We start from the raw sequence: 21756 nt of genomic DNA, 5'->3' as shown, positions 1-21756 counted from the left end.
ATATTAATTAAATTATTATTTTATAGAACAATTGAAATTCAATTCTTTTATAAATATATTTTGCAAAAACTAATACTCTTGAATCGATTGAAAATATAAAGTCAATGGCGTTGCAAGAACCCAATCAAACACACTGCTAACGGCTAAGGTATGCGCCCATAAAATGCGTAAACGATTGTCAGCAGCCGTGCCGGGCGGCTCTTGCTTTTCTGATAACAGCAAGCTTCCGAGACACCTTGCCCTGCCCCAAAGATCATCAAATAGCGGAATTTCCGCATGAAGCTGCAGAGCCGCCGAACGGTGCCTCGTCATGGAGCGATAGGCGCTTTTCGGCGTCGCAGGGCTTGACCGCGGACTGATTGCGGTCATGCCCTGCCCCTCTGGCCAAAACGATTTTCGAGCCGCCCGGCGGCGACGTCGCGTGCTACCGCGGCTGGCCCTAAGCGTCGTGCTGTCCGCGTGCAATACGCCGGCGAACCAGGCCGCCAATGCCGAATACGGCGAGTCCGAACATTGCCAGATTCGACGGCTCGGCCACCGGCAGAGAGCCCGACGGCTGAATTTCAGCCGACAGCTCGCCCGTCACCGCATTTCCATCCAGAAAATTGGTGATGCTGAAGCCATCCGCATGGAATTCGCCAACGCAATAGCTGCAATTACTGCCGAAATCGTCGGGGCCGGAAGCCGCGACGAATCCGCTGAGCGTATTGCCCGACGGCGCGACCGTCCCACTGTAAGACGTCAGCGGATTCACGAAATCCATACCGTCAATCGTCAGATTAAGCGTGCGGAGCAAATCATCCGGATAGGCGCCGTCGCCGTTACCGAACGTCGCACCCGGGCTCATATTCACATCGTCGGCCAGATCCAGATACCCGGTGAGCGCGTCGCCCGCGGAGAACCCCGAGCCAGCATTCGTCACGCCTGTGATCGAACCTGAAAAGTTGATGACGGTCGCATTCGCCACGCCGCAGGCCAGGCCGGCCGTGGCCAGAACGGCGAGAAGTTGCAGTTTCATGATTGAGTCTCCCTTGAGTGTTGAACGACACCAGGCAGCAATGCCGGGGCAATAGCCTGCCGCACGATTCCATGTGTTTAGGGGGTCAAATCGAGTTCGACCACCAACGGGTCGTGATCCGAGGCGCGATACGGCGTCGGCGCGTATAGCGACGACAGCTGACCGGCGCTTTTGTACTCCGTGTTGTAGTCGAGCACCTTCGGTTCGTCCGCGTTCAAGTGTGCCGGCATCACGGCCAGCACTTGATCCAGCATCGATTGATTCACAAGCGCATGATCAAGGGCGCCCGCTTCAGCCTTGTAGGTGTATGTATAGGCATGCGCACTTGCCCGCGCCTGGAGAAGGCTGGTGTAACCCGACGTTTTGAAGGCGGCAATCGGGTCCTCCCGGGTATAACTATTGAAGTCCCCCATGAGAATGAAGTCCGGATCGCCGCTACCTGTTGGATCTGTGGCAAGCCAGGCGGCCGTTTTTTGCGCTGCCTTCGCCCGCTGGACGTTCCAGCAACCCTGCCCATCGCCTTGTGCGGCATTCGGATCATTGCCGGACGGGCACCCGCCTTTTGAACGCAGATGGTTCGCCACGTAAGTGAAACGGGCGTGATTGTTGGTTTCGAAGGTCTGCGCCAGCGGCGGCCGATTGCCGTAGTCAAACGGCGGCGCCAGAAGCGTGGCCGGCGCTCCGACCGGAGTTACCGCCTCGGTGTTGTAGACGATGTCGTTGGCGATTGCGTCGGTGCCCAGTTTATTACCACCCGGATCGACGAAAGCATAATGCGTGCCCGCGGGCGCGGCGGCATTCAAACCATTGACGATATCCTGGATCGCGCTGTCCGGCCCGTAGCCGTCGTTTTCGACCTCCATGAGCCCGATGACATCCGCATGCAGGCTGCTCAGTTCCGCAATCGTTTTGGCGCGTTGGCGCTGATACTCGGCATAGGTGTCCGCGCCACGCTGCGTCGGAAATCCGCCGCCTTCACCGTTGCCGTTGAAATAATTCTCGATATTGGCGCTGGCGACTCGCAGATTGCCACCGCTCGGCAGTGCGCTGGCATCGGGACGCGGATTGACCGGATCAATGACGGGCTGGGTCGTCGGCTCGATCAGCCACTCGCCGAAACGGTAGCTCAGAACACCCTGTATGCCGGTGATCGTGTCGCCATCCCGTACCGTGTGATATGCGGTGAGTTGAGGGGCGGGATAGATAATCGGATCCGGGTCCTGCGCACTGCTGCCGTCGTCCAGAACGATACGGTTTCGAGCGTTGAAGGCGGCGAGCGCCTTGGCCGGCGCGCCCGGCGGCACTACATTTGTGGGCGTATAGAGCCTGCCGGCGGCCGACAGCGTCAGCTCGCCGTACTGACCAAGACCCGAGTCGCCGGTCACCGTCAATTTTTGGGCGATGCTCACGGCCATCCCTTCATAGGCCTCCGGCGCATCGGTATCGATAAACGGCAATCGCAGCTGGGCGGGGGTGACGCTCCGCCCCGTACCGCAGATCGCCAGTCCATTCACGTTCTGGAACTCCGTCTCGCCCTTGTATTCCGTCACGTCGCCCCGAACGCGCACGAGATCGCCGCGCTTGATGTGGGCGCTGACATCGCGGTCATAGACGAAAAGCCCCTCCGACGTATCGGGATCGGCATCGGCGTTGCCATCCAGCGCCTGGAGGTAGAAGCCGTGCAATGAACCGGCCTCGACGGAAACATCCGTCACGACGGCCTCAACCACACGGGTCTGACCAACCAGCGGGGACGTATCACCGGCCCCCTGGATTACGTGAATCAGCGTCGCGTGTTCGCCGCAGCTACCGAAAGCAACTGATGAGGACGAACCGCCCGAATCGCCACCAGTGCTGCCCGTGTACTGCCCCAGGTCGCCGACGGTATCTTCTGGCTCGCCGGTCCACTGCGTCGCGGGATCGAACGGGCCGGATCCATCGGTACGGCCCGACGTAACGCTGGTGTCACGACGCAGCGTATGATTTTTCGTGGTCACGTCGCCGCTACCCCAGGCCGAGCCGGGGTTCTCGCCGATCTGACCAATGACATCGTCTGTGCTGCCGGCGTGGGTCAGCGAGATCGCGTCGTTACCATTGAAAAGGCTACCGCCGTAGGTCTGACCCGCGACAGCGAGAATAGCGGCCTCCGCTCGGCTGCTTGCCAGAACATAGGTTTTGCCGGCGGGCAAAGTACCGTTCAAATCGATGGTGGCGCCCGCATTGGCACTCCCATTGAAGTAGATCGATACCGCATACCGGCTTAAATCAACCGGGCCGCCCGTAGCGTTGTAAATCTCCAACGCTTTGTTATAACCACTGCCTTCGACGTATTCGCTGAAATAAACACCGCCAGCCGCATGTGCCGCTGGAATCGACAACGACAATGCCGCCATGGCAGCCACCCACCCTGATCGCATAAATCCCCCGAAGAAATCAGTTTAGAAAATTAACCGAAATGCGCGCAGCGGTTCCTGACGCAACATAATTTCTTGTAGTATTTCCATTCAACCTTTACCGCGCCATGACACCTTAAAAAACAATTTTTGACATGATGCGGGGACTTGCGGCAGCCCGGCCGCGGTGTGTTCAAAACCCATACACACGGGCCGTGGCCGGGCATTGGCGGACGCGTCGCATGATCGAATATGGCTCCTCCATCGCGCCCGTCGATGCATGTCATTCTCAAGATTGAGGAATTTCGGCCGGCGCGAATTAAGGGCGTGGCTTCGCATCAACGGCCCGCACCGCGCTAACATCGGAATCTTCATCCAATATCGCGGTACGCGGCGGTATGCCGCCGTATTCGCGGACGCTAGCCAGTAGCGGGCGCATGGCATCCCCTGTGCCCCTCGTTTTGACCCGTTCCGGGCCCCGGGCAATATCACGGTAGGTGCAGCCGGCGCGAGAACGTCCTGCCTATGGTGTGCTAAAACTCGGCCCGCCACCCGTCGTCCGCCCTTCGACCATGCGCCCTCACCCCATCGAACGCCTTGCCTGTGTCCTGCTCACCATTGCAGGACTCACGCTGCCTCTTGCGGCGCAGGCCTGGGGGCCGCAGGGCCATGCGCTGATTGCCGATATCGCGGCCGTGCATCTCACACCCCACGCCCGAACTGAAGTTTCTCGTCTATTAGCGGCCGATGGCCATGATCGGCTCGACGAGATCGCGTCCTGGCCGGATGCGATCCGCCACGCCCGGCCCGCCACCGCGCCCTGGCATTACGTGGACATTCCGCTGGAGGCCTCGGCTTACAACGCCGCACGCGATTGCCCGCATGGTGACTGCGTGGTCGCGCGGATCTCCTATTTCGCGCACGTCCTGGCCGACCGCTCGGCCCCGCAGGCCCAGCGCATCGAGGCACTCAAGTTCCTGGTGCATTTCGTCGCCGACGTGCAGCAGCCGCTACACGCCGAAGACCACGACGACAGGGGCGGTAACGATGTCAAACTCAGCTATTTCGGTCATCGCAGCAATCTGCATCGCATCTGGGACAGCGGTATCGTCGATCATGCGCTGGATCTGCATGTCGGACGCCATTACGCGATCGACTACGCCCCGACCCGCGCCGCGGCCGCACGGCTCGACGCTGGCATCACACCACGCGAGTGCAATGAATGGCGCCGTGGTATCCATGGCGCGCGATTGAGCGCCGCCGCGGTCCGCTGGGCGAACCAGGCCCACCGGCTCGCCCGCCGCGTGGCGTACGCCGATCTCCCCGCACCGCCGCGCCGCAACTGGTCCGCGACCTATCAACGCAAGACCTGGCCCGTCGTGCGCCGCCAGATCCTGCGCGGCGGGGTTCGACTTGCCGCCGTGCTCAATACCTCCCTCGCGCGCTAGTGTTGGTGCGCGGCGTGCATTTCGCGTGATTGTTCGTGCCATGCAAGGCGCGTTGATCAGCCGCACCCTGGAATACGGCGCCTTGCCTATCCAGTGCTCCGGTCCGCACGCGATGCCGCTCCGCCGCACCCGACCGTATGGAGCGCGATCAATGAATCGCCCGGACGTGCCGGCTTGCTTTGAGCGCCCCACAGCCGCCGTGACATACGGTCGTCATGCATACGCGCTGTGATGTTGGCTTGATGCCTGTCGCGTTTGGCCGGCTCGGCATACTCGATCTCTCGTGAACACGCCCGGACCCAAGCTTATGAAGTACTCGATTTCGTGCGCCACCGCGGCGCTCGTTCTGGTCGCCCTCCTGTCGCCCGCCTTCGCCGACAGCGGCGAGCCGGATGCAGCAACGATCACTTCCAACCCGCACCTAATGGGCGATCGTTACCAGCAGGCGAGTGCCGAAGTCCGGGCACTGCAGCTGCAGGCCTACAACGTGGCCACTCGCCGGCTCGACCGTCTGCTGGCCGAACATCAGGGCAAGCGCCAGCCGGCGGTCGTGCTGGATCTCGACGAGACGGTGCTCGACAACTCGCCCTACGAAGCTGCCAGCGTCGTCGACGGATTTTCGTACCCCAAGCACTGGGATCAGTGGGTCGGTTCCGCCCAGGCGCGCCTGATCCCGGGCGCACGCGCGTTTCTCCGCCACGCCAATGCACGCGGTGTGGCCATTTACTATGTATCCAATCGCTCGGCCAAGCATGAAGCCGCCACCATCGCCAATCTCAAGCGCGACGATTTGCCCCAAGTCTCGACCGAGTCGGTGCGCCTGAAAGGCCCGTCGAAGAAGAAGCGACGCGATGCGATCGCCCGGAACCACGACATTCTGCTGCTCGTGGGCGATACGCTGCACGACTTCGACGCCGAATTCTCGGGCACCTCGCTGGCAAGCCAGCGATCGACCGTCATGCGCATGCGCCAAGCCTTCGGTAACCGCTTCATCGTTCTGCCCAACGCGAGCTACGGGAACTGGACCCACGCCCCGCTCCAGGCCTGGCAGCCGCCGCCCGCAGCCAAGGCAGCGCCCGCGGAACCGCAGGCCAACAAGCAACCGGCCGCGTCGAATGCGAATTGATCGGCATGTCGCGCAGGCCGTGATGGGGCTGCTGGGTATGGTCATTCACACCACCGCCGTCGCTGCGCCCGCAAGCGCCCCCAGTATCGCGCCGGCCCATATCCAGATCGTCGAGAGCGTGCCGAAGCACAGCATCTACGGCGAACCCGGCTTGGCGCGCACGCCGGATGTGTGGCGCGCCATGATCGAGTCGGCGCACCATCGCATCGACATCGCGGCCTTCTACGTGGCCGATAAACCGGGCGAAGCCCTGGCACCGGTGATGCACGCCATCGCCGACCGCGCGAAGGCCGGCGTGGAGATTCGTATCCTAACCGGCCCGACGTTCGCCAGCGAAACCAATAAAAGCCTGGCCCCGCTGGCCAAACTCGCCAACGTGACGATCCAGCGATTGCCCGTGGACCGGCTCACCGGGGGCGTGCTGCATGCCAAGTATTTCGTGGTCGACGGCCACGCGGCGTTCATCGGCAGCGCCAATTGGGACTGGCGTGCCATGAACCAGATTCACGAACTCGGCGCCCGTATCGACAGCCCGCGCATGGCCCGAACACTGGATGCCACCTTCGATTTCGATTGGCGGCTGGCCGCCGACGGCGATCTGCCGGCCGCGCGCAAGCGCGCCGCCGAGCCGCCGACATTCGAGCCGGTTACGCGGCAGGCGCCGGTCCCGGTCGCCAACGCCAACGGCCGGCTCACCGGCACCGCGTTCGAGGCATTCTCGCCGCCGACGCTCATGCCGGACTGGATCACCACCGAACAATCGGCGCTGGTCCAGCTCATTCGCTCGGCGCGTCATGATGTCCACCTTCAGGTGATGACGCTGTCGGCGATCAACGAATACGGCGCGAACGGTTACTGGCCGGTGCTGGATACCGCGCTGCGCGATGCGGCCGCGCGCGGCGTGACCGTGCAGATCGTGGTCGCCGACTGGGCATTGCGCCAACCGATGCAGGCCTACCTGAAGAGTCTGGCCGTACTGCCCAACATTACGGTCAAGTACAGCCATGTGCCGGCCGCGCCACGCGGTTTCATTCCCTATGCCCGGGTCGAGCACTGCAAGTACGCGGTGGCCGACGGCAACGCGCTCTACATCGGCACTGGCAACTGGACGCGCAGTTATTTCGATGCCAGCGTCGATGCCGCCCTGTTCATGCACGACGCCGATACCGCCCACACGCTCAACGACATCTTCGAACGCGATTGGAACGGCCCGTACGTGCACACCATCGAGCCCGGCGGGCATTACAATCCTCCGCGTACACACTGAAGCGGATGCGGGCAATCGGCGTCCGGCCGCCGCGGCCTGCGCCGCCCGCCCCGTCCGACAACACGACCCAACGCCGCCCATGCGCATTCGTATCGCCATCGCCACGTTCGTTCTCGCTGTCGCCGTGGTGGCCACGGCCCAGGCCGACTCACCGTTAGCGCCGAAAAAACACGCCGATTTCGGCCATTACACCCTGGCCCTGACCTGGCAGCCGGGGTTCTGTGCCGAAGGCCAGTGCGCGGCCGACCAGAACCACGACGTGCGCCTCGGCCTGCATGGCCTCTGGGCCTCGCGCCCACAGGATCTGATCTCGCGTGGCGTGGCCGCCCGGCAATGGTGGTCGCGCGGCTGCGACTTTTATCACCACAGCGACGCGGCCCCGCAACTCGACCGCGCCACGCGGCGCCATCTCGAACGCGTCATGCCGCAGCTCGACCGCAGCCTGCTGACGCACGAATACGACAAGCACGTGCAGTGCTTCGACTTCGATACGCAGCGATTCTTCGCCACCGAACTAGGCCTGCGCCAGCGCATTGCCGACAGCCCGCTTGGCGACTGGCTGCGACAGCATGCGGGCCAGCGCGTCGCACGGGCCAATCTGCGCGCCGAGTTCGATCGCGCGTTCGATACCAGCAAGACCCAGGCCCTGCAGCTGCGCTGCAGCGGGCCGTACGATTCGCGCTATCTGAGCCAGCTCTGGTTGACCATCCCGCGCGCCCATCTGGCCGAATTCCCGCAGGATGCCGGGCTGATGCAAGCGCCCATCGCGCAACACAACTGTCCCGCGCACTTTCGCGTACCGGCCTGGCCTTCCGAGTAGAACGCGCCAGGCGAGGCGCGCACCGCCGCATGGCGCAATGGCGGGCATCACGCGCGGGCCTGCGGCCGCAACGCGGCGACATGGAGGGCCGGCACTCATGGGCCACTTCGTGTTCGCCGGCTCGCTGCGTTAATCTACGCGCTCGGCGCGTCCCCGTAGCTCAGCAGGATAGAGCAGCCGCCTCCTAAGCGGCAGGTCACAGGTTCGACTCCTGTCGGGGACGCCAATTCTCACTCTCGCCGCGCCGGCAACGCGAGTATCGCGCATGGCATCCGACGTTTCCCACCTCGAAGGCCAGCTGCATCTCGGTCCGCGCACCGGCGGCATCGGCGCGCGTCGCATCGCCCTGCTCGAAGCCATCGGCCAGACCGGCTCGATCACCGCGGCCGCCAAGGCGGTCGGGCTGAGCTACAAGGGCGCGTGGGATGCCGTTAACGCCGCCAACAATCTGTCCGATACGCCCTTGGTGGAACGCACGACCGGCGGCGCCGGTGGTGGCGGCACGCGGCTGACCGAGCGTGGGCATCGCCTGGTGGCGACCTATCGCGCGGCCGAAGCCGAGCAGGCCCGGTTCCTGGCACAACTCAATCGCCGCCTCGCCCATCTGGCCGGCGACGATCTCAACCTCATGGAGCGTCTTGCCATGCAGACCAGTGCACGCAATCAGCTGCTCGGCCGCGTGACCGCGATCACCCGCGGCACGGTGAATGTCGAAGTGGATCTCGAACTGGCCGGTGGCGACCGGCTGGCGGCGGTCATCACCAACGCCAGCGCGGACAACCTGGGCATCGAGCCCGGTGTCGCCATTACCGCGCTAATCAAGGCCAGCTGGCTGATCGTGGCCGCCGGCGATATGTCGGACAGCCGGCTGTCGACACGAAACCGTCTGGTGGGCACGGTCGAATCGGTGATTCGCGACGATGTCGCCTCGGAAATCACGCTGCGCCTGCCGGGCGGCGCCACACTGGCCGCCGTGATCACGCGCGAATCGGCCGATACCCTGGGGCTGGCCGAAGGCGATACGGCCACGGCTCTGTTCAAGGCATCGAGCGTGATTCTCGCCCAAGCCGACTAAAATACCCCGCCTAACGCGGCTCGATCGGCTCGAACCGCAGCACGCCCGCCAGCGCGGCCCGCTTGCGGCCGTCGTGATCGCGCGGATGCTCGATGCTGTTGGCCACCGGCACCTCGGCGAAGTCGAACGGGCTCAATCCTTCGACGCAGGCCACGTTCACCGCGTACTGATCCGGGTTCGCACGGCACTGGTGATGGGTGTGGATGCCGCAACGCGAGCAGAACTAATGCCATGCCGTCTGCCTGCCGAACTGATAGCAGCGCAACAACTGGGCCCCTTGATGATCGTGATATCCGTTAGCGCTGCCGACACCCACCGTGCCGTGGCGGGCGCGTTACATTAAGTAGTCTCGATATCGAGGTTCACGCGCACTGTCGTTTGACATATTGCAGTGCGAACACGCCACCTGCTGTACTCCCGAGCCATAGCCTGACGAGGTATCGTCCAAGCGCCGTGTTGTGGGCAGAACCTCGATCCGAAATGGCTTGACAGCACAAAAGCGGCCCCTCGCGCGGGGCCGCTTTCTTCGTGGGGGCTGAAAACTGGTTTTTGCAGCCGCCTCGATCAGGCTACGCTAGCGATCTGCTTGCGACGCAAGCCTAGCCCACCGACGATGAGCGCCAGGCCGATGCCAAACATGCCGAACGGGGACACTTCCGGCACGTTGTTCGGATTGACTGTAACGTCGGCGTTTTGCAACTGGCCGCTGTCGAAGCTGCCGTTGCGGCCAAAAGTGGCGCTACCAAGCGCGATTGCGGTGCTCGAAAAAGCGAAGCCAGTGTTGTTACCCAGGCCGAAGTACGACGCCAAGTCGCCGTTTAATTCGTCTTTGCCGCTCAGGCTCGCGTTCAAGCTGTCAATGCCGGTGCGGGCGACGAACTGGGCGCCATTGTGGTCGAATGCACCGCTGAACAGCGTGCCATCGGCGACCGTCTGGCCACCGTCGACCACGGTACCGCTCAGGGTGAACGCTCCGCCACCGGCGAATTTCCAAATCTGGTTTTCGCCGTCTTCGGAGATGTTGTCGCCAGTACTGAAATCTATGGTGCACGACTGGCAAGTTAACGTGCTGCTATGCCCACTGGGCGCCGCGCCGCTATTAAGGCTGACTTCGTCAAAGGAAATACCACTACCCGTAAGTGGGCCGCCATCGCCGTTGTACGACACCGTACCCGCCGGCGAGTTTGCACTGGCTTGATCGAAGTTGATCACGGATGCCGATGCGGAGGCGCAAAAGCCAAGTGCAAGCACGGTGGCTGAGCATGCTATGAGGTGTTTGGAGTGCATTACTCCTCCCTGATTGATTTGTGTATCCGCTGTCACGACGAGCATGAGCAACGAGTATGTACAAACCCGCAAACACCATTCCGGTCAAAAAAAAGCGCAGATAAAATCTTATACATACCTGTTTTAAATAAATTTTTTTACTAGCTCTCGATATGGCGCGCTCATGCGCTTGAAGCTCGCCTGTAAGAAATGTCGACATTTCTTGGCCAGCGGTGTTCGAAAGCGTGCGATTCACGTTAAATTTCTCGACGGGTCGGGGCCGGGCGGCACAGCGCACCGGGCCGGTACTGTTCATTGACCGCGGGCTCGCTGCATGTTCTATCTCTATCACCACAACGATCTGTCGCGGCTGGCCGAGCTGTTCGGCGCGTTGCGCGGGCGGCGATCGCGGGCGCCGCTGGCAGTGGATACCGTACTGGCGCCCAACGCCGGCATCGGCCGCTGGCTGCGTATCCAGCTGGCCGAAAGCGAAGGCATCGCCGCCAACATCGACGGCCGCCTGCCCGGCGCGTTCATCTGGGACATGCTGCACGCCACGATGGACGGCGCCGACGCGGGCGATCACTTCGAACCGGATTGCCTGCCCTGGCATCTGTATGCCGCGCTCCCCGAGATCGCGCGCGAGGTGCCGGCCGTGTCGGATTATCTCGGTACGCCGGTGGACGAAGTCCGCCGCTACCAGCTCGCCCGTCAGCTTGCGGATGTCTTTGACCAGTACCTGGTCTATCGCGCCGACATGCTGGCCGCCTGGGAAGCTGGGGAGGTGCCGGCGTCCAACCCCGGCCGCTGGCAGGCGCGCGTGTGGCACTGGCTCACGCGCGACCATCGCCTCGGCACCACGCACCGCGCCCGCGTGCTCACGAACTTCATCACACGCCTGGGCAACGAGGCGACGCTGCAACAACGCGTGATCGATTTCTGTCCGGACGAGCTGTATTGCTTCGGCCTGGTGGCGCTCGCACCCGATCACCTGCGCCTGCTTTACGCGCTGGCCGAGCATATCGATGTGCATTTCCTGCTGCCGAACCCGAGTGCTGCCTACTGGGGCGATATCACCGCCGGCCGGCTGCCGCTCGATCTGCCGGCGGCCGCCAGCCCGGACGCAGACACCCTGCTGCCCGGCGAAGCCGCGGTCGAGGCCGGCCACCCGCTGCTGTCCGCGCTCGGTCGCATGGCGCGGGATACGCTGCGCGTGCTGTATTCCGACGAGTTCGCGGGCATGATCGAACCCGAGCTGGGCGATCTGATGGATTACGACATCCCGCGGCCCGACACCCTGCTGCACCGGGTGCAGGCCGACATCGTCGAACTGGATTGCAGCGGCTCGGCCCAGGGCATGGATGACACCGACACCTCGTTCGAGGTGCATGCCTGTCACAGCCCGCTGCGCGAGATCCAGGTGCTGCAGGACCAGCTGCTGGATCGCCTGGCCGCGGACGACAAGCGCGTCGCGGCCGGCGAGATCAGCGAGGCCGAACGGCTCGCCCCGCGCGACATCATCGTCATGCTGCCGGATGTCGCTGCCTACGCCCCGGCGATCCAGGCCGTCTTCGGGGGCGCGCCGCCCGAGCGCTACCTGCCCTTCGGCCTGGCCGATCGCGCCCGCTCGGCGGCCCATCCCATCGTGACCTGTGTCTCGGCCCTGCTCGACCTGCCGCTGTCGCGCTGGGCGGCCAGTGAACTGCTCGACCTGCTCGCCGTGCCGGCGGTCATGCGCCGGTTCGGCCTCTCGGCCGGCGAGCTGGATGCGATCACCAAGTGGATCGGCGAGGCCGGTATCCGCTGGGGGCGCGATGCCCATCACCGGGCCGGACTCGGCGCCGGTGCGTTCGAACAGAACAGCTGGCGCTTCGGGCTCGACCGCCTGCTGCTGGGCGTCGTCCAGTCCGACGACGAAACGCTCACCGCCGGGGTGGCGCCGTGGTCCGATCTGGAAGGCGGCATCACCGCCGCGCTCGGCAAACTCTGGCGCTTCGAGGACACGCTCGCCACCGTCGCCGACGGCCTCGCCGAGCCGGGCACGCCGGGCGAATGGCAGACGCGGCTCAACGCCATGGTGGATCGGCTGATTGCGCCATCGATGGACGCGCCGGACGAACAACGCGCGGTCGATTCCTTGCGCAGCGTATTCGCTCGCTTCGACCCGGCTGAAAACTGTACCCGCGACAAGCCGCTCACCGCCGATCGGCGCCTGTCCTGGCCGGCCGTGCGTGACAGCCTGCGCGCCACACTGGAAACCGCGACCGAGCGCCAGCCGTTCCTGGCCGGCGGCATCACCTTCTGCGGCATGGTGCCGCTGCGCGCCGTACCGTTTCGCGTGGTCTGCGTGCTGGGCATGAACGATTCCGCCTTCCCGCGCCAGGACACCGGCCGGGCCTTCAACGCCATGTTCGACGCCCCGCGGCTGGGCGATCGCAACATCCGCGACGACGACCGCCTGCTGTTCCTGCAGGCGCTCACCGCTGCGCGCGATGCCTTCTACATCAGCTACATCGGCCAGGACGTGAATACCGGCGAAGAACTGCCGCCCTCGCCGATCGTGGGCGAAACACTGGAATTCCTGCGCCGGCATTATTTCCGGGGCGAGGATAAAAAACGCTTCGAGCGCCGGCTGATTCATCGCCAGCCGATGCAGCCGTTTTCGCTACGCTACTTCTCGCGCCACGAGCCGGACGCCCGCGTATTCACCTATGTCAACGACTGGGGCGACGCCACGCGCGCAGCGATCGGCGCCCGCCGGACGCGCGAACCGCTGCTCGACGACAGTACCGCCCCGATAGCCGAAGCCATTGAGGTCATCGATCTGGACACGCTCAAGCGCTTTTTCGACCACCCGGCCCGGGTCTTCTTCCGCGAACGTACCCAACTCAATCTCGAGATCGAGGATCGCCAGGTCGACGACGCCGAACCGGTCGCGCTCGACCCGCTGGCTGCCGCGCAACTGCGTGAGCGCCTGTTCGAATCCGCCGACAAGACGAACGCACCGGCGATCGACCTGGCCCCGACCGCGCTCGAACGCGCCCGGGGTGCGCTGCCGCCGCCACCCCTGGCCGCGCCGAACTATGCCGAGCAGGCCGAGGCGGTCAACGAACTGTTGCCGATCTGGCAGGCGTGGAAAGCTGAGGGCACGCCGGAAACGCTGGATATCCAGCTCGATCTGGTCCTTCCTGAGTCGCATATCGTCCGTGTAACCGGGCGCATCGCCCAGTGCTGGCCCGGGGCGATGCGTCGGCTGCGCACCGGCAAGCTCAAGACCCGCTTCCGCCTGCGCTACTGGATCGATTACCTGGCCGCGGTGGCCGCCGGCCACGTACTGGATATGCACATGGCCGGCTTCGCCCCCGACAAGAAAACCGCGGAGCGGATCGAATACGCCGGCCGGGTCGATGCCGAAACCGCCCACACCGAGCTGGCGCATCTGCTGCAGTTGTACCTCGCGGGCCAGACTCGGCCACTGCACTATCACCCGGATCTGGATGACAGCTACAAGCCGACGCAGAACAAGGCCTTCGACAACCTCAGCTTTCGCTTCAAGCCTGCGGCCTATCACCCGCATCACCTCATGCGCGATCCGTATTTTTCCATGCTGCTCGGCCCGTCCGAGGCACCGCTCGGCGACACCGAGGACGACAGCCCCTTCGTCGCAGCGATCGATGCCATCAGCGGGCTGATGAATCAGGCGATCCGCCCGATCGAGAGCAACGCCGAGGCCCCGGCATGAGCCCCGCGGCCGACGAAAGCCAGCCCTTCGACGCCGCCACCCTGCCGCTTTCCGGCCTGCGCCTGATCGAGGCCAGCGCCGGCACCGGCAAGACATTTTCGCTGGCCGGGCTGTATCTGCGCCTGATCGTGGAAGAACGCGCCTCGGTGCGCGACATTCTGGTGATGACCTTCACGCGTGCCGCCACCCAGGAGCTGCGCGAACGCATCCGCGCCCGGCTGGCCGATGCCGCGCGTATCGCCCACGCGCCCGAGCTAGCCGAGCCGGGCAACGCCGAACATGCCTTCACGCAACAAATCATCGCCGGTTGCGACGAGGCGCCCGACGCCCTCGCCCGCCGGCTGGCCGACGCCGCCGCCCGGGTGGACGAAGCCACCATCGTGACCATCCATGGCTTCGCCCAGCGCGCAGCCACCGAAAACGCGTTCGAATCCGCGCTGGCCTTCGACCGCGGCGAAGCCATTGACGATCCGAGCGTTTACCGCGAGGCTGCCGCCGACTACTGGCGCGCGCATGTGTTCGGCGCCGACGCTGCCGCCGGCGACGTGCTGGCGCTGTGGCCGTCACCGGATGCGCTGTACCAGACGCTGGCGCCGATCCTCGCGCGCTCGCATGCCCGGCTGGCCGGTATCGACCGGGCGCGGCTGGCCACGCTGCAGGCGAGGATGGCCGAAACCTGGCCCGGCACCGCCGCGCCGCTGGCAAAAACATTGGCCGAAGCCTTCGCGGCCGATGCCCTGCTGAAGACCGGCGATCTCTATAAACACCTCGCGGCCGAGGACGACATCCACAGCCTGATCGCCGATCTGGATACGCGCCTCACCGCCGCCATCGAAGCGGGCACGACACCGGCCCTGCCCGAATGGCTGCTCACGCTGGCCGAGCCGGCGCCGCAGTTCAAGAAAGCCGCCAAACACCAGGCCTACGCCGAACCGCTGGCCGATCTCGAGGCGGCACTCGCCGTGCTCGTTGAACTGCAGCCGCTGGCGAAACTCGTGGCCATCGACGACGCCGCAAAGGCCGTGGCCGCCCGCGCCGCCGCCCGCAAGATCGAGCGCCGGCAGTACAGCTACGACGACCTCATCGTCGCCCTGCACACCGCACTCACCCACGAGCGCACCGGCGCGGCGCTGGCCGACGCCCTGCACGCGCGCTGGCCCTATGCCCTGGTGGACGAGTTTCAGGACACCGACCCGCTGCAATATGCCAGCCTGTCGCGTATTTACTTATCTTCCGAAGAAACTGGGTCACCCGGGCGCGAGCACGGCGCGCTGCTGCTCATCGGCGACCCGAAACAGGCCATCTACGGCTTTCGCGGCGGCGATATCTATGCCTATCTCGCCGCCGCCCATGCCGCGCACGATGCTCGCTATACGCTGACCACCAACTTCCGCTCGACCTCGCAGGTGCTCGATGCCATCGAAGCACTCTACCGGCTGCCGGACGCCGACCCCTTTATCGTCTCCGAGATCGACTTCCCGCACGTCGAGGCCGGGCGCAGCACGGGCGACCACCGGCTCGTCACCGCCAACGGCGCGGAACTCCACGCGCTCACGTTCTGGCAGCTCCACGGCAACGAAAGCGAGCTGAAAAACGGCAAAATCAAGAATCCCTCCAAAGACGACGACCAGCACCGCCTGATCGACGAAACCGTCGCCGCCATCGGCCGACTGCTGAACGGCGACTCCGCCCACTGGCAGCGGGCCGACGGCGCCACGGAGCCGGTCGCCGCCCGCGATATCGCCGTGCTGGTGAACAATCATCGCGAAGCCACCACGCTGCAGGCCGCGCTCGCCGCCCATGGCATTCGCGCGGTCTGCCAGCATCGGGATTCGGTATTCGCCAGCGCCGAGGCCGCCGACCTGCGGCACGTCCTGCGGGCCATGGCCCAGCCCGACGACGCCACCGCGGTGCGCGCCGCCCAGCCCACCGCGCTGCTCGGCAAGCGTCTGGCCGACCTTATCGCCCTGGCCGACGACGACCACGCGATGCAACTCGCCATCGAGCGCTTCCACGCCCTGCACGACGCCTGGCGGGCGCGCGGCGTGCTCTCGGCGCTGGAAGAGCTGTTCGTGGCCGCCGCCCCCGGCGTACTCGCGCTCACCGACGGCGAACGCCGCATGAGCAACTATCTGCAGCTCGGCGAACTGCTGGCCAACGCGGAAGGCCAATGCTTCGGCATGGCCAGCGTCGTGCGCTGGCTGGACGAGCGCATCGCCGCCGCCGAGGATGGCGCGCTCGGCGCCGAGGACGAAAGCCAACTGCGCCTGGAATCCGATGCCGACCTGGTGCGCATCAGCACGGTGCATGCCGCCAAGGGCCTGCAATACCCGATCGTCTTCCTGCCGTTCGCGCCCTGGCTCGGCACCGCCGGCGCGCCGGACAAGCCGCCGCTGGTCTTCCACGCCCCGGGTGAGGACGATACCGACAGCCAGGCCATGATCGATCTGGTCGGCGACGACCCGGCGAACGTCAAACAGGCCGTGCTCGAAGCCCGCTCGGAAGCCCTGCGTCTGCTCTACGTCGCACTCACCCGCGCCGAACAGGCGCTGGTCGTCGGCTGGCGCGAGCCGGACGACTACGGCACATCCGGCGCGCTCGGCGACCTGCTGTATCGCGATGGTATCGCCGGCGGCGGCGCGCTGGACCGGCTGCAACAAGCCGTACCCGAGGCGATCGCCGTCGAACGGGTCGACGTCAGCCGCCCGGCGCCGGCCGTCGAGCCGCCGGCCGCCATGGACGCGGAACAACTCAGCGCCGCCCGCAGCGACCTGCCCGCGGCCCGCCCGCGCTGGTCCACCTACAGCTTTTCGCGCCTGGCCCATGCCCCAGCCGATACCGCCCCGGCCGAATTGCCCGAGCCGGGGGCCGCGGATGAACGGGCCAGCCCACCCGGCGACGCACTGGACGCCGGAGCCGAAGGCGAACTGCCGCGGCTGGATGCGCGCCTGTCCGGCGTGCGCTTCGGCTCGGCCGTGCACGATCTGCTGGAAGAACAACTAAAGCATGCCAGGCACGGCCCCTGGCCGGCACCGGGCCAACCGCTCGCCCATGCCCAACGCCGACAGGTCCACGACACCTTGCGCCAATACGGCCTGATCGCCGAGGACGAAACCGACCCGCGAATCGACGACACCGCCGATCTCCTCGCCCGCACACTGCATACACCGCTGCCCGCCATCGGCCCACTGGCCGGCCTGGACAGCCGGCGACTGCTCACGGAAATGGAGTTCATGCTGCGGCTGTCCGGCCATCGTCTCGGCGCGCTGGTCGAAACCCTGCGCGAAGCCGGCTACCTGCCCGCCGCGCTCGGCGGCCATCCGGCGCAGATCCTGTATGGACTCATGCAGGGTTTCATCGACCTGGTGGTGGAAGTCGACGGCGCCTACGTCATCCTCGACTACAAAACCAACCGCCTCGGCGACACCCCCGCCGCCTACCGCGACGAAGCACTCGAGCGCGCCATCGGCCGTGCCCACTACGACCTGCAGTACCTGATCTACACCGTCGCCCTGCATCGGCACCTGCGGCGCTGCCTGGGCGAGGCCTACGACCCGGCCACGCATCTGGGGGGTGTGCAGTATCTTTTCGTACGGGCCATGGACGGCGAAAGCGATATCGGCGTATTTGCCGATCGCCCTCCGATCGAGCTCGTCGAAGCACTCGATGCATTGTTCGACGGGCAAACCGCGGACCGAGAAATACCGGCATGAGCACTAAGCACCACGTAGGTCGGCTTAGGCCACAGGCCGTAAGCCGACAAGGCAACGCCCACCACCACTTGCGGGTGCGCACCCATGTCGGATTACGCTTCGCTAATCCGACCTACGCTGTTGACGGAGGCGGATTTCGAGCGGTTTCGTCGTTGATCGAGTTGGGGTTTCGCGCTGATGCGCGAGTGGCTTTTCTTGCTTGCCCGAGAAAAGTCACCAAAAGAAAGACACCCGGCACAGCGCCGGCTTCGCCCTGCCGTACGAGGCGAGGAGCAGGGCTTTCCCGGCGTAGCCGGGATGCGACCGCCGGCGTTCGGCACGAGCCCGAGGCTAAGACTCATACGGTTCGCCCCGCCGAGGGTCGCATCCCACAGCTCCGCTGCGGGAAGACCCTGCTCCGCCTCTCGGGGCGATACTCCGATGCTCCCGCCAACGGGATGCGCGCAGAACTGGGATCGCTTTGGCGATCCTCAAACATACTGCGCGCACCGGCGCCGCGCGCCGGACACCCGTTGCCGCTGCGCGTCTCCGTCGCTGCGCAACGGGTCCGAATACAAACGAACGGCTTCAACCTTGAGCGAGCAACAGCGAGCTTGCTTGTATTCACCCCCTTGGGCGCAGCGCCGAGCAGCGCGGACCGCAAGCGGAAAAAGACGGCCGGATGTTTGAGCGTCAGCGAGTTTCCGGCCGTCCCGCTTGCGGTCCGCGGTGGGAGGGAACCGATGCGCAGCATCGGCGCAAGACAGGGTGTCGTTTCCTTTGGTTACTTTCATTTGGACAAGCAAACGAAAGTGACTCGCGCATCAGCGCGAAACCCCAAGCTGAACGCAACTCATCGCCGATTCAAGTCGCACGCCTCTCAGACCGACCCGGTGGTCCGAACAGACCACAGGCCCGCGAGCGCCTACCTGCACCAAAACGTACTAAGCCGCCACAATCGGCTCGACATGCCGCGTCGGCCGGTGCGCCGACAAATCGTACGTCGTCTGCAAATTGATCCAGAACTCCGGCGACGTATTGAACGCTTCCGACAGCAACCAAGCCGTATCCGCCGAAATACCCCGCTTGCCGCGAATGATCTCGTTCACCCGCTGAACCGAAGTACCGAGATGAGCCGCCAGCGGCTTCTGGCTCAGCCCCAGCGGCTCAAGAAATTCGTGCAGCAAGATCACGCCAAGATGCGTGGCCCTTCTATGTGTCGGACTCATGTCATTGCCTCCAGAAGCATGATCGGAGCGGGCACGACTAATAATCCATTGATCGCCACGTAATGCACTTTCGCGCGACCCGTTAAGATCGACGACAAGCGTTTGAATAATCGATTCCACGCGGAATAAGCTCAGACTCGCGTTTCCGATTCTAAGTCATAATCGGAGACGGCAAAGCCGAAACCAGAGCCCGATATGTCAAAGCGAACCGAAATGGATCTGGAAAACGACGCGCTGAAAATCCCGCCTGATGCGCGTTTGCGCCTGGCGGCCCGACTGCTGGCGAGCGTGCCCGGCGCGACGCGTTCCAGCCTATCCGAGCAGGCGGCATTGGACCTCGCCGAGCGACGCGCTCGCGAGCTTGATACCGGCGAGAAAACCGCGCTCGACTATCACGACGAGATGAAACGCATTCGCGACACGCTGTCGTAGCGCGGCTCGTCATACACCCCGACGCCGCAGCCGATATTGCCGAGCAGGCGGCGTACTACGCGAGCAAGGAAGCGGGTTTGGGCAAGCGTTCCTCGACGAAATCGATGCCAGCATCGAAATGATTATGGCTATGCCCGAGGCGTTTCCGGAACGCCGCCGCAACTTGCGGATGTTCGTACTGCCGAGATTTCCGTTCTCCGTGCTGTATCGCATCCAGAACCAGACATTGCAGATACTCGTCGTGCGCCACTATGCACGTCACCAAGATTACGGACTGGGCCGCCAATGAATGAATCAAGCACGGGCGATCTATTCGATTCCGCGCCGGTCGAATCCGAACCAGTAAAGACGCACGAGCACGCGACCGAAACGCCGATAGACGCCGTGGCACTCGCCGAAGACGCCAGCCTCTCCGATCTCGACAACGCCTTGGCTCACTGGGCTCACCGCCACGGCGCCGACCGGCTGGTCGCCCGCGCCTTCGCCCTGGCGAGCTGGGCGGTCGCCCAGGGCCATACCTGCCTGGCGCTGGATGCGATCCCGACCGGCTTGATGAGCGCAGCCAACCAGGCCGAGCTACCTACCGCATTGGCGGCGAGCGAACTCATCGGCGAACCGGGCGAAATCAAACCGCTGATCCTGGAAAACGACCGGCTCTACCTGCAGCGCTACCACGCCTACGAAACCAGGCTCGCCAAACGCCTGCGCGAACTGATGGCGGCCGAGCCGAACCCGGTCAACGTCGACACGCTCAAACCCGGCAGCGGCCTGTTCGCAACGGACAAAGCCAACCCGAATGCCACCAACTGGCAGGCCGTCGCCGCCTTCGCGGCCCTGCGCCACCACTTCACCGTCATCTCCGGCGGCCCCGGCACGGGCAAGACCTACACCATCGTGCGCCTGCTGCGCGTGCTGATCGAAGCCGCGCTCGACAAAAACGAAACACCGCCGCTCATCGCCCTGGCCGCCCCCACCGGCAAGGCCGCCGCCCGCATGCTCGAATCGGTGCGCAAAGGACTGGACGACATGGGTGCGGATACGAACTTCGACCCCACCGCCGTCGGCGAACACATCCCGCAGACCGCCCGCACCCTGCACCGTCTGCTCGGCCTGACCGGCGCCACCACCCGGCCGCGCTTCAACGCCGATAACCCGTTGCCGTACGACGTGGTGATCGTCGACGAAGCCTCGATGGTGGACCTGCCGATGATGGCCAAACTGGCGGATGCCATCAGAAACGACGCCCGCCTCATCCTGCTCGGCGACCGCTACCAGCTCGCCTCGGTCGAATCCGGCTCCGTGCTGGCCGAAATCTGCGCCAACGCCGGCGTGAACCGCTTCACCGCCGAGCAACAGACTGCCGCTGGCGACCTGCTCGCCGAAGCGCGTGAACCGGCCAGCCACGCCCTGGCCGACCATGTCGTCACCCTGCAGACCAGCCGCCGCTTCAACGCCGACAGCACCATCGGCCGGCTCGCGGCCGCCGTGAACGCCGGTGATGTGGAAGGCGCCGAAGCCCTGCTCAACAACGGCCACGACGATCTGGCCTATATCCCACGCTCCGACGCCGCCGCCATCAGCCAACTCATGGACCGGCTGGCCGACGACTATGCGCGCCTGATCGAAACCACTGACCCCAGCCTCGCCCTGGCCCAGCTCGGCCAACAATGCGTACTCACCGCCGTACGCAAAGGCCCGGCCGGCAGCGAAACCATCAACACCGGCATCACGGAACACCTCGCCCGCCGCTTCGACTTCAACCCGGCAGACGCCTGGTATCACGGCCGCCCGGTGATGGTTAGACAAAATGACTACCGCACCGGGCTGTATAACGGCGATGTCGGTGTTGCGCTATACAACGATTCCGGGCAAATTCGAGTCTGGTTCATGGGGGACCACGGCCTGCGGGCTTTCCTGCCAAGCGCGCTACCCGCGCACGACTCCGTGTATGCGATGACCATTCACAAGAGTCAGGGGTCGGAGTTTGATTCCGTTACCTTGGTTTTGCCGGATTATGATGTGCCGGTTTTGACGCGGGAGTTGTTTTATACGGGGCTTTCCAGAGCGCGGGAGCGGTTGGTTGTTTTTGCTGAGCGTGAGGCTTTGCGGCGGGCCGTTAGTCGGCAGGTTGCGAGAGTTTCGGGGCTTGCGGGCCGCGTCACGGTGGGGAATTAGATTATGTCTAAAGACGCATTCGAGAGCATTAACGCCGGTTTGCTCCAAGCAATACAACACCAGCGCGGCCGGA

15 protein-coding genes, 1 tRNA gene and 1 pseudogene are annotated in these 21756 nt (G+C 64.6%); 11 read left to right on the top strand and 6 right to left on the bottom strand.

What is annotated here, in order from left to right:
• Window positions 1-69: 69 nt before the first annotated feature.
• The 3 genes from SALB1_RS18840 to SALB1_RS15105 form a co-directional block, all read right to left on the bottom strand.
• On the bottom strand, window positions 70-369 hold the full coding sequence (locus tag SALB1_RS18840; RefSeq protein WP_145961341.1) for a hypothetical protein: 300 nt from the start codon (window positions 367-369) through the stop codon (window positions 70-72).
• A 70-nt stretch (window positions 370-439) separates the two neighbouring features.
• A complete protein-coding gene (locus tag SALB1_RS15110; RefSeq protein WP_145961340.1) occupies window positions 440-967 on the bottom strand; it encodes a hypothetical protein in 528 nt (175 codons plus the stop codon).
• Between the two features lie 128 nt (window positions 968-1095).
• Window positions 1096-3411 carry an ExeM/NucH family extracellular endonuclease gene (locus tag SALB1_RS15105; RefSeq protein WP_199678827.1) on the bottom strand — a complete coding sequence of 772 codons (2316 nt, stop codon included), beginning with the start codon at window positions 3409-3411 and terminating at the stop codon, window positions 1096-1098.
• 572 nt (window positions 3412-3983) lie between these two features.
• Here SALB1_RS15105 and SALB1_RS15100 point away from each other — a divergent pair.
• The 6 genes from SALB1_RS15100 to SALB1_RS15075 all read left to right on the top strand — a co-directional run bounded on the left by SALB1_RS15100 (window position 3984) and on the right by SALB1_RS15075 (window position 9147).
• A complete protein-coding gene (locus SALB1_RS15100) occupies window positions 3984-4859 on the top strand; it encodes a S1/P1 nuclease (RefSeq protein WP_109994592.1) in 876 nt (291 codons plus the stop codon).
• Window positions 4860-5166: 307 nt separating this feature from the next.
• Entirely contained in the window at window positions 5167-5985 is an 819-nt protein-coding gene (locus SALB1_RS15095) for a 5'-nucleotidase, lipoprotein e(P4) family (protein ID WP_109994591.1), read from the top strand.
• A complete protein-coding gene (locus tag SALB1_RS15090) occupies window positions 5975-7252 on the top strand; it encodes a phospholipase D-like domain-containing protein (RefSeq protein WP_199678826.1) in 1278 nt (425 codons plus the stop codon). The genes SALB1_RS15095 and SALB1_RS15090 overlap by 11 nt, the downstream gene beginning before the upstream one ends.
• A 79-nt stretch (window positions 7253-7331) precedes the next feature.
• Complete coding sequence (locus tag SALB1_RS15085; protein ID WP_109994590.1) at window positions 7332-8072, top strand: ribonuclease I; 741 nt, start codon at window positions 7332-7334, stop codon at window positions 8070-8072.
• 149 nt (window positions 8073-8221) lie between these two features.
• A tRNA-Arg gene (locus SALB1_RS15080) sits at window positions 8222-8298 on the top strand.
• A gap of 39 nt (window positions 8299-8337) precedes the next feature.
• Entirely contained in the window at window positions 8338-9147 is an 810-nt protein-coding gene (locus tag SALB1_RS15075; RefSeq protein WP_109994589.1) for a TOBE domain-containing protein, read from the top strand.
• A 10-nt stretch (window positions 9148-9157) separates the two neighbouring features.
• On the opposite strand, the gene SALB1_RS19245 is transcribed toward SALB1_RS15075, so the two are convergent.
• Together SALB1_RS19245 and SALB1_RS18835 are read right to left on the bottom strand one after the other, a co-directional pair.
• Window positions 9158-9307, bottom strand: coding sequence for a hypothetical protein (locus SALB1_RS19245; RefSeq protein WP_199678825.1), 150 nt, complete (start codon window positions 9305-9307; stop codon window positions 9158-9160).
• A 404-nt stretch (window positions 9308-9711) separates the two neighbouring features.
• Window positions 9712-10434: a hypothetical protein gene (locus SALB1_RS18835; protein WP_145961339.1), complete on the bottom strand. Its 723-nt coding sequence runs from the start codon at window positions 10432-10434 to the stop codon at window positions 9712-9714.
• A 313-nt stretch (window positions 10435-10747) separates the two neighbouring features.
• Here SALB1_RS18835 and recC point away from each other — a divergent pair, with 313 nt between their 5' ends.
• Both recC and recB read left to right on the top strand, forming a co-directional pair.
• A complete protein-coding gene (gene recC / locus SALB1_RS15060) occupies window positions 10748-14155 on the top strand; it encodes an exodeoxyribonuclease V subunit gamma (RefSeq protein WP_109994587.1) in 3408 nt (1135 codons plus the stop codon).
• Window positions 14152-17868: an exodeoxyribonuclease V subunit beta gene (recB, locus tag SALB1_RS15055; protein WP_109994586.1), complete on the top strand. Its 3717-nt coding sequence runs from the start codon at window positions 14152-14154 to the stop codon at window positions 17866-17868. The genes recC and recB overlap by 4 nt, the downstream gene beginning before the upstream one ends.
• A gap of 923 nt (window positions 17869-18791) precedes the next feature.
• Here the strand turns inward: recB and SALB1_RS15050 are convergent.
• Window positions 18792-19196 carry a HigA family addiction module antitoxin gene (locus tag SALB1_RS15050; protein ID WP_199678824.1) on the bottom strand — a complete coding sequence of 135 codons (405 nt, stop codon included), beginning with the start codon at window positions 19194-19196 and terminating at the stop codon, window positions 18792-18794.
• A gap of 75 nt (window positions 19197-19271) precedes the next feature.
• Here SALB1_RS15050 and SALB1_RS15045 point away from each other — a divergent pair, with 75 nt between their 5' ends.
• The 3 genes and pseudogenes from SALB1_RS15045 to recD all read left to right on the top strand — a co-directional run bounded on the left by SALB1_RS15045 (window position 19272) and on the right by recD (window position 21683).
• Window positions 19272-19508, top strand: a complete 237-nt coding sequence (locus tag SALB1_RS15045) for an addiction module protein (RefSeq protein ID WP_109994584.1) — start codon at window positions 19272-19274, stop codon at window positions 19506-19508.
• 82 nt (window positions 19509-19590) lie between these two features.
• Window positions 19591-19797: pseudogene (locus tag SALB1_RS15040) on the top strand (type II toxin-antitoxin system RelE/ParE family toxin); the annotation flags it as partial.
• A 95-nt stretch (window positions 19798-19892) separates the two neighbouring features.
• Window positions 19893-21683, top strand: coding sequence for an exodeoxyribonuclease V subunit alpha (gene recD / locus SALB1_RS15035; RefSeq protein ID WP_255414422.1), 1791 nt, complete (start codon window positions 19893-19895; stop codon window positions 21681-21683).
• The last annotated feature ends 73 nt before the right edge of the window (window positions 21684-21756 follow it).

The sequence above is a fragment of the Salinisphaera sp. LB1 genome (genome assembly GCF_003177035.1).
Classification (GTDB): Bacteria; Pseudomonadota; Gammaproteobacteria; order Nevskiales; family Salinisphaeraceae; genus Salinisphaera.
Note: the sequence above shows the minus strand (reverse complement) of the source record. Positions and strands in the feature narration are given on the sequence as shown.

Excerpts from the sequence above, each read along its gene's own strand:
- SALB1_RS18840 (WP_145961341.1), bottom strand. The coding sequence starts at position 369 with ATGACCGCAATCAGTCCGCGGTCAAGCCCTGCGACGCCGAAAAGCGCC.
- SALB1_RS15105 (WP_199678827.1), bottom strand. The coding sequence starts at position 3,411 with ATGGCGGCATTGTCGTTGTCGATTCCAGCGGCACATGCGGCTGGCGGT.
- SALB1_RS15100 (WP_109994592.1), top strand. The coding sequence starts at position 3,984 with ATGCGCCCTCACCCCATCGAACGCCTTGCCTGTGTCCTGCTCACCATT.
- SALB1_RS15095 (WP_109994591.1), top strand. The coding sequence starts at position 5,167 with ATGAAGTACTCGATTTCGTGCGCCACCGCGGCGCTCGTTCTGGTCGCC.
- SALB1_RS15090 (WP_199678826.1), top strand. The coding sequence starts at position 5,975 with ATGCGAATTGATCGGCATGTCGCGCAGGCCGTGATGGGGCTGCTGGGT.
- SALB1_RS15085 (WP_109994590.1), top strand. The coding sequence starts at position 7,332 with ATGCGCATTCGTATCGCCATCGCCACGTTCGTTCTCGCTGTCGCCGTG.
- SALB1_RS15075 (WP_109994589.1), top strand. The coding sequence starts at position 8,338 with ATGGCATCCGACGTTTCCCACCTCGAAGGCCAGCTGCATCTCGGTCCG.
- SALB1_RS18835 (WP_145961339.1), bottom strand. The coding sequence starts at position 10,434 with ATGCACTCCAAACACCTCATAGCATGCTCAGCCACCGTGCTTGCACTT.
- recC (WP_109994587.1), top strand. The coding sequence starts at position 10,748 with ATGTTCTATCTCTATCACCACAACGATCTGTCGCGGCTGGCCGAGCTG.
- recB (WP_109994586.1), top strand. The coding sequence starts at position 14,152 with ATGAGCCCCGCGGCCGACGAAAGCCAGCCCTTCGACGCCGCCACCCTG.
- SALB1_RS15045 (WP_109994584.1), top strand. The coding sequence starts at position 19,272 with ATGTCAAAGCGAACCGAAATGGATCTGGAAAACGACGCGCTGAAAATC.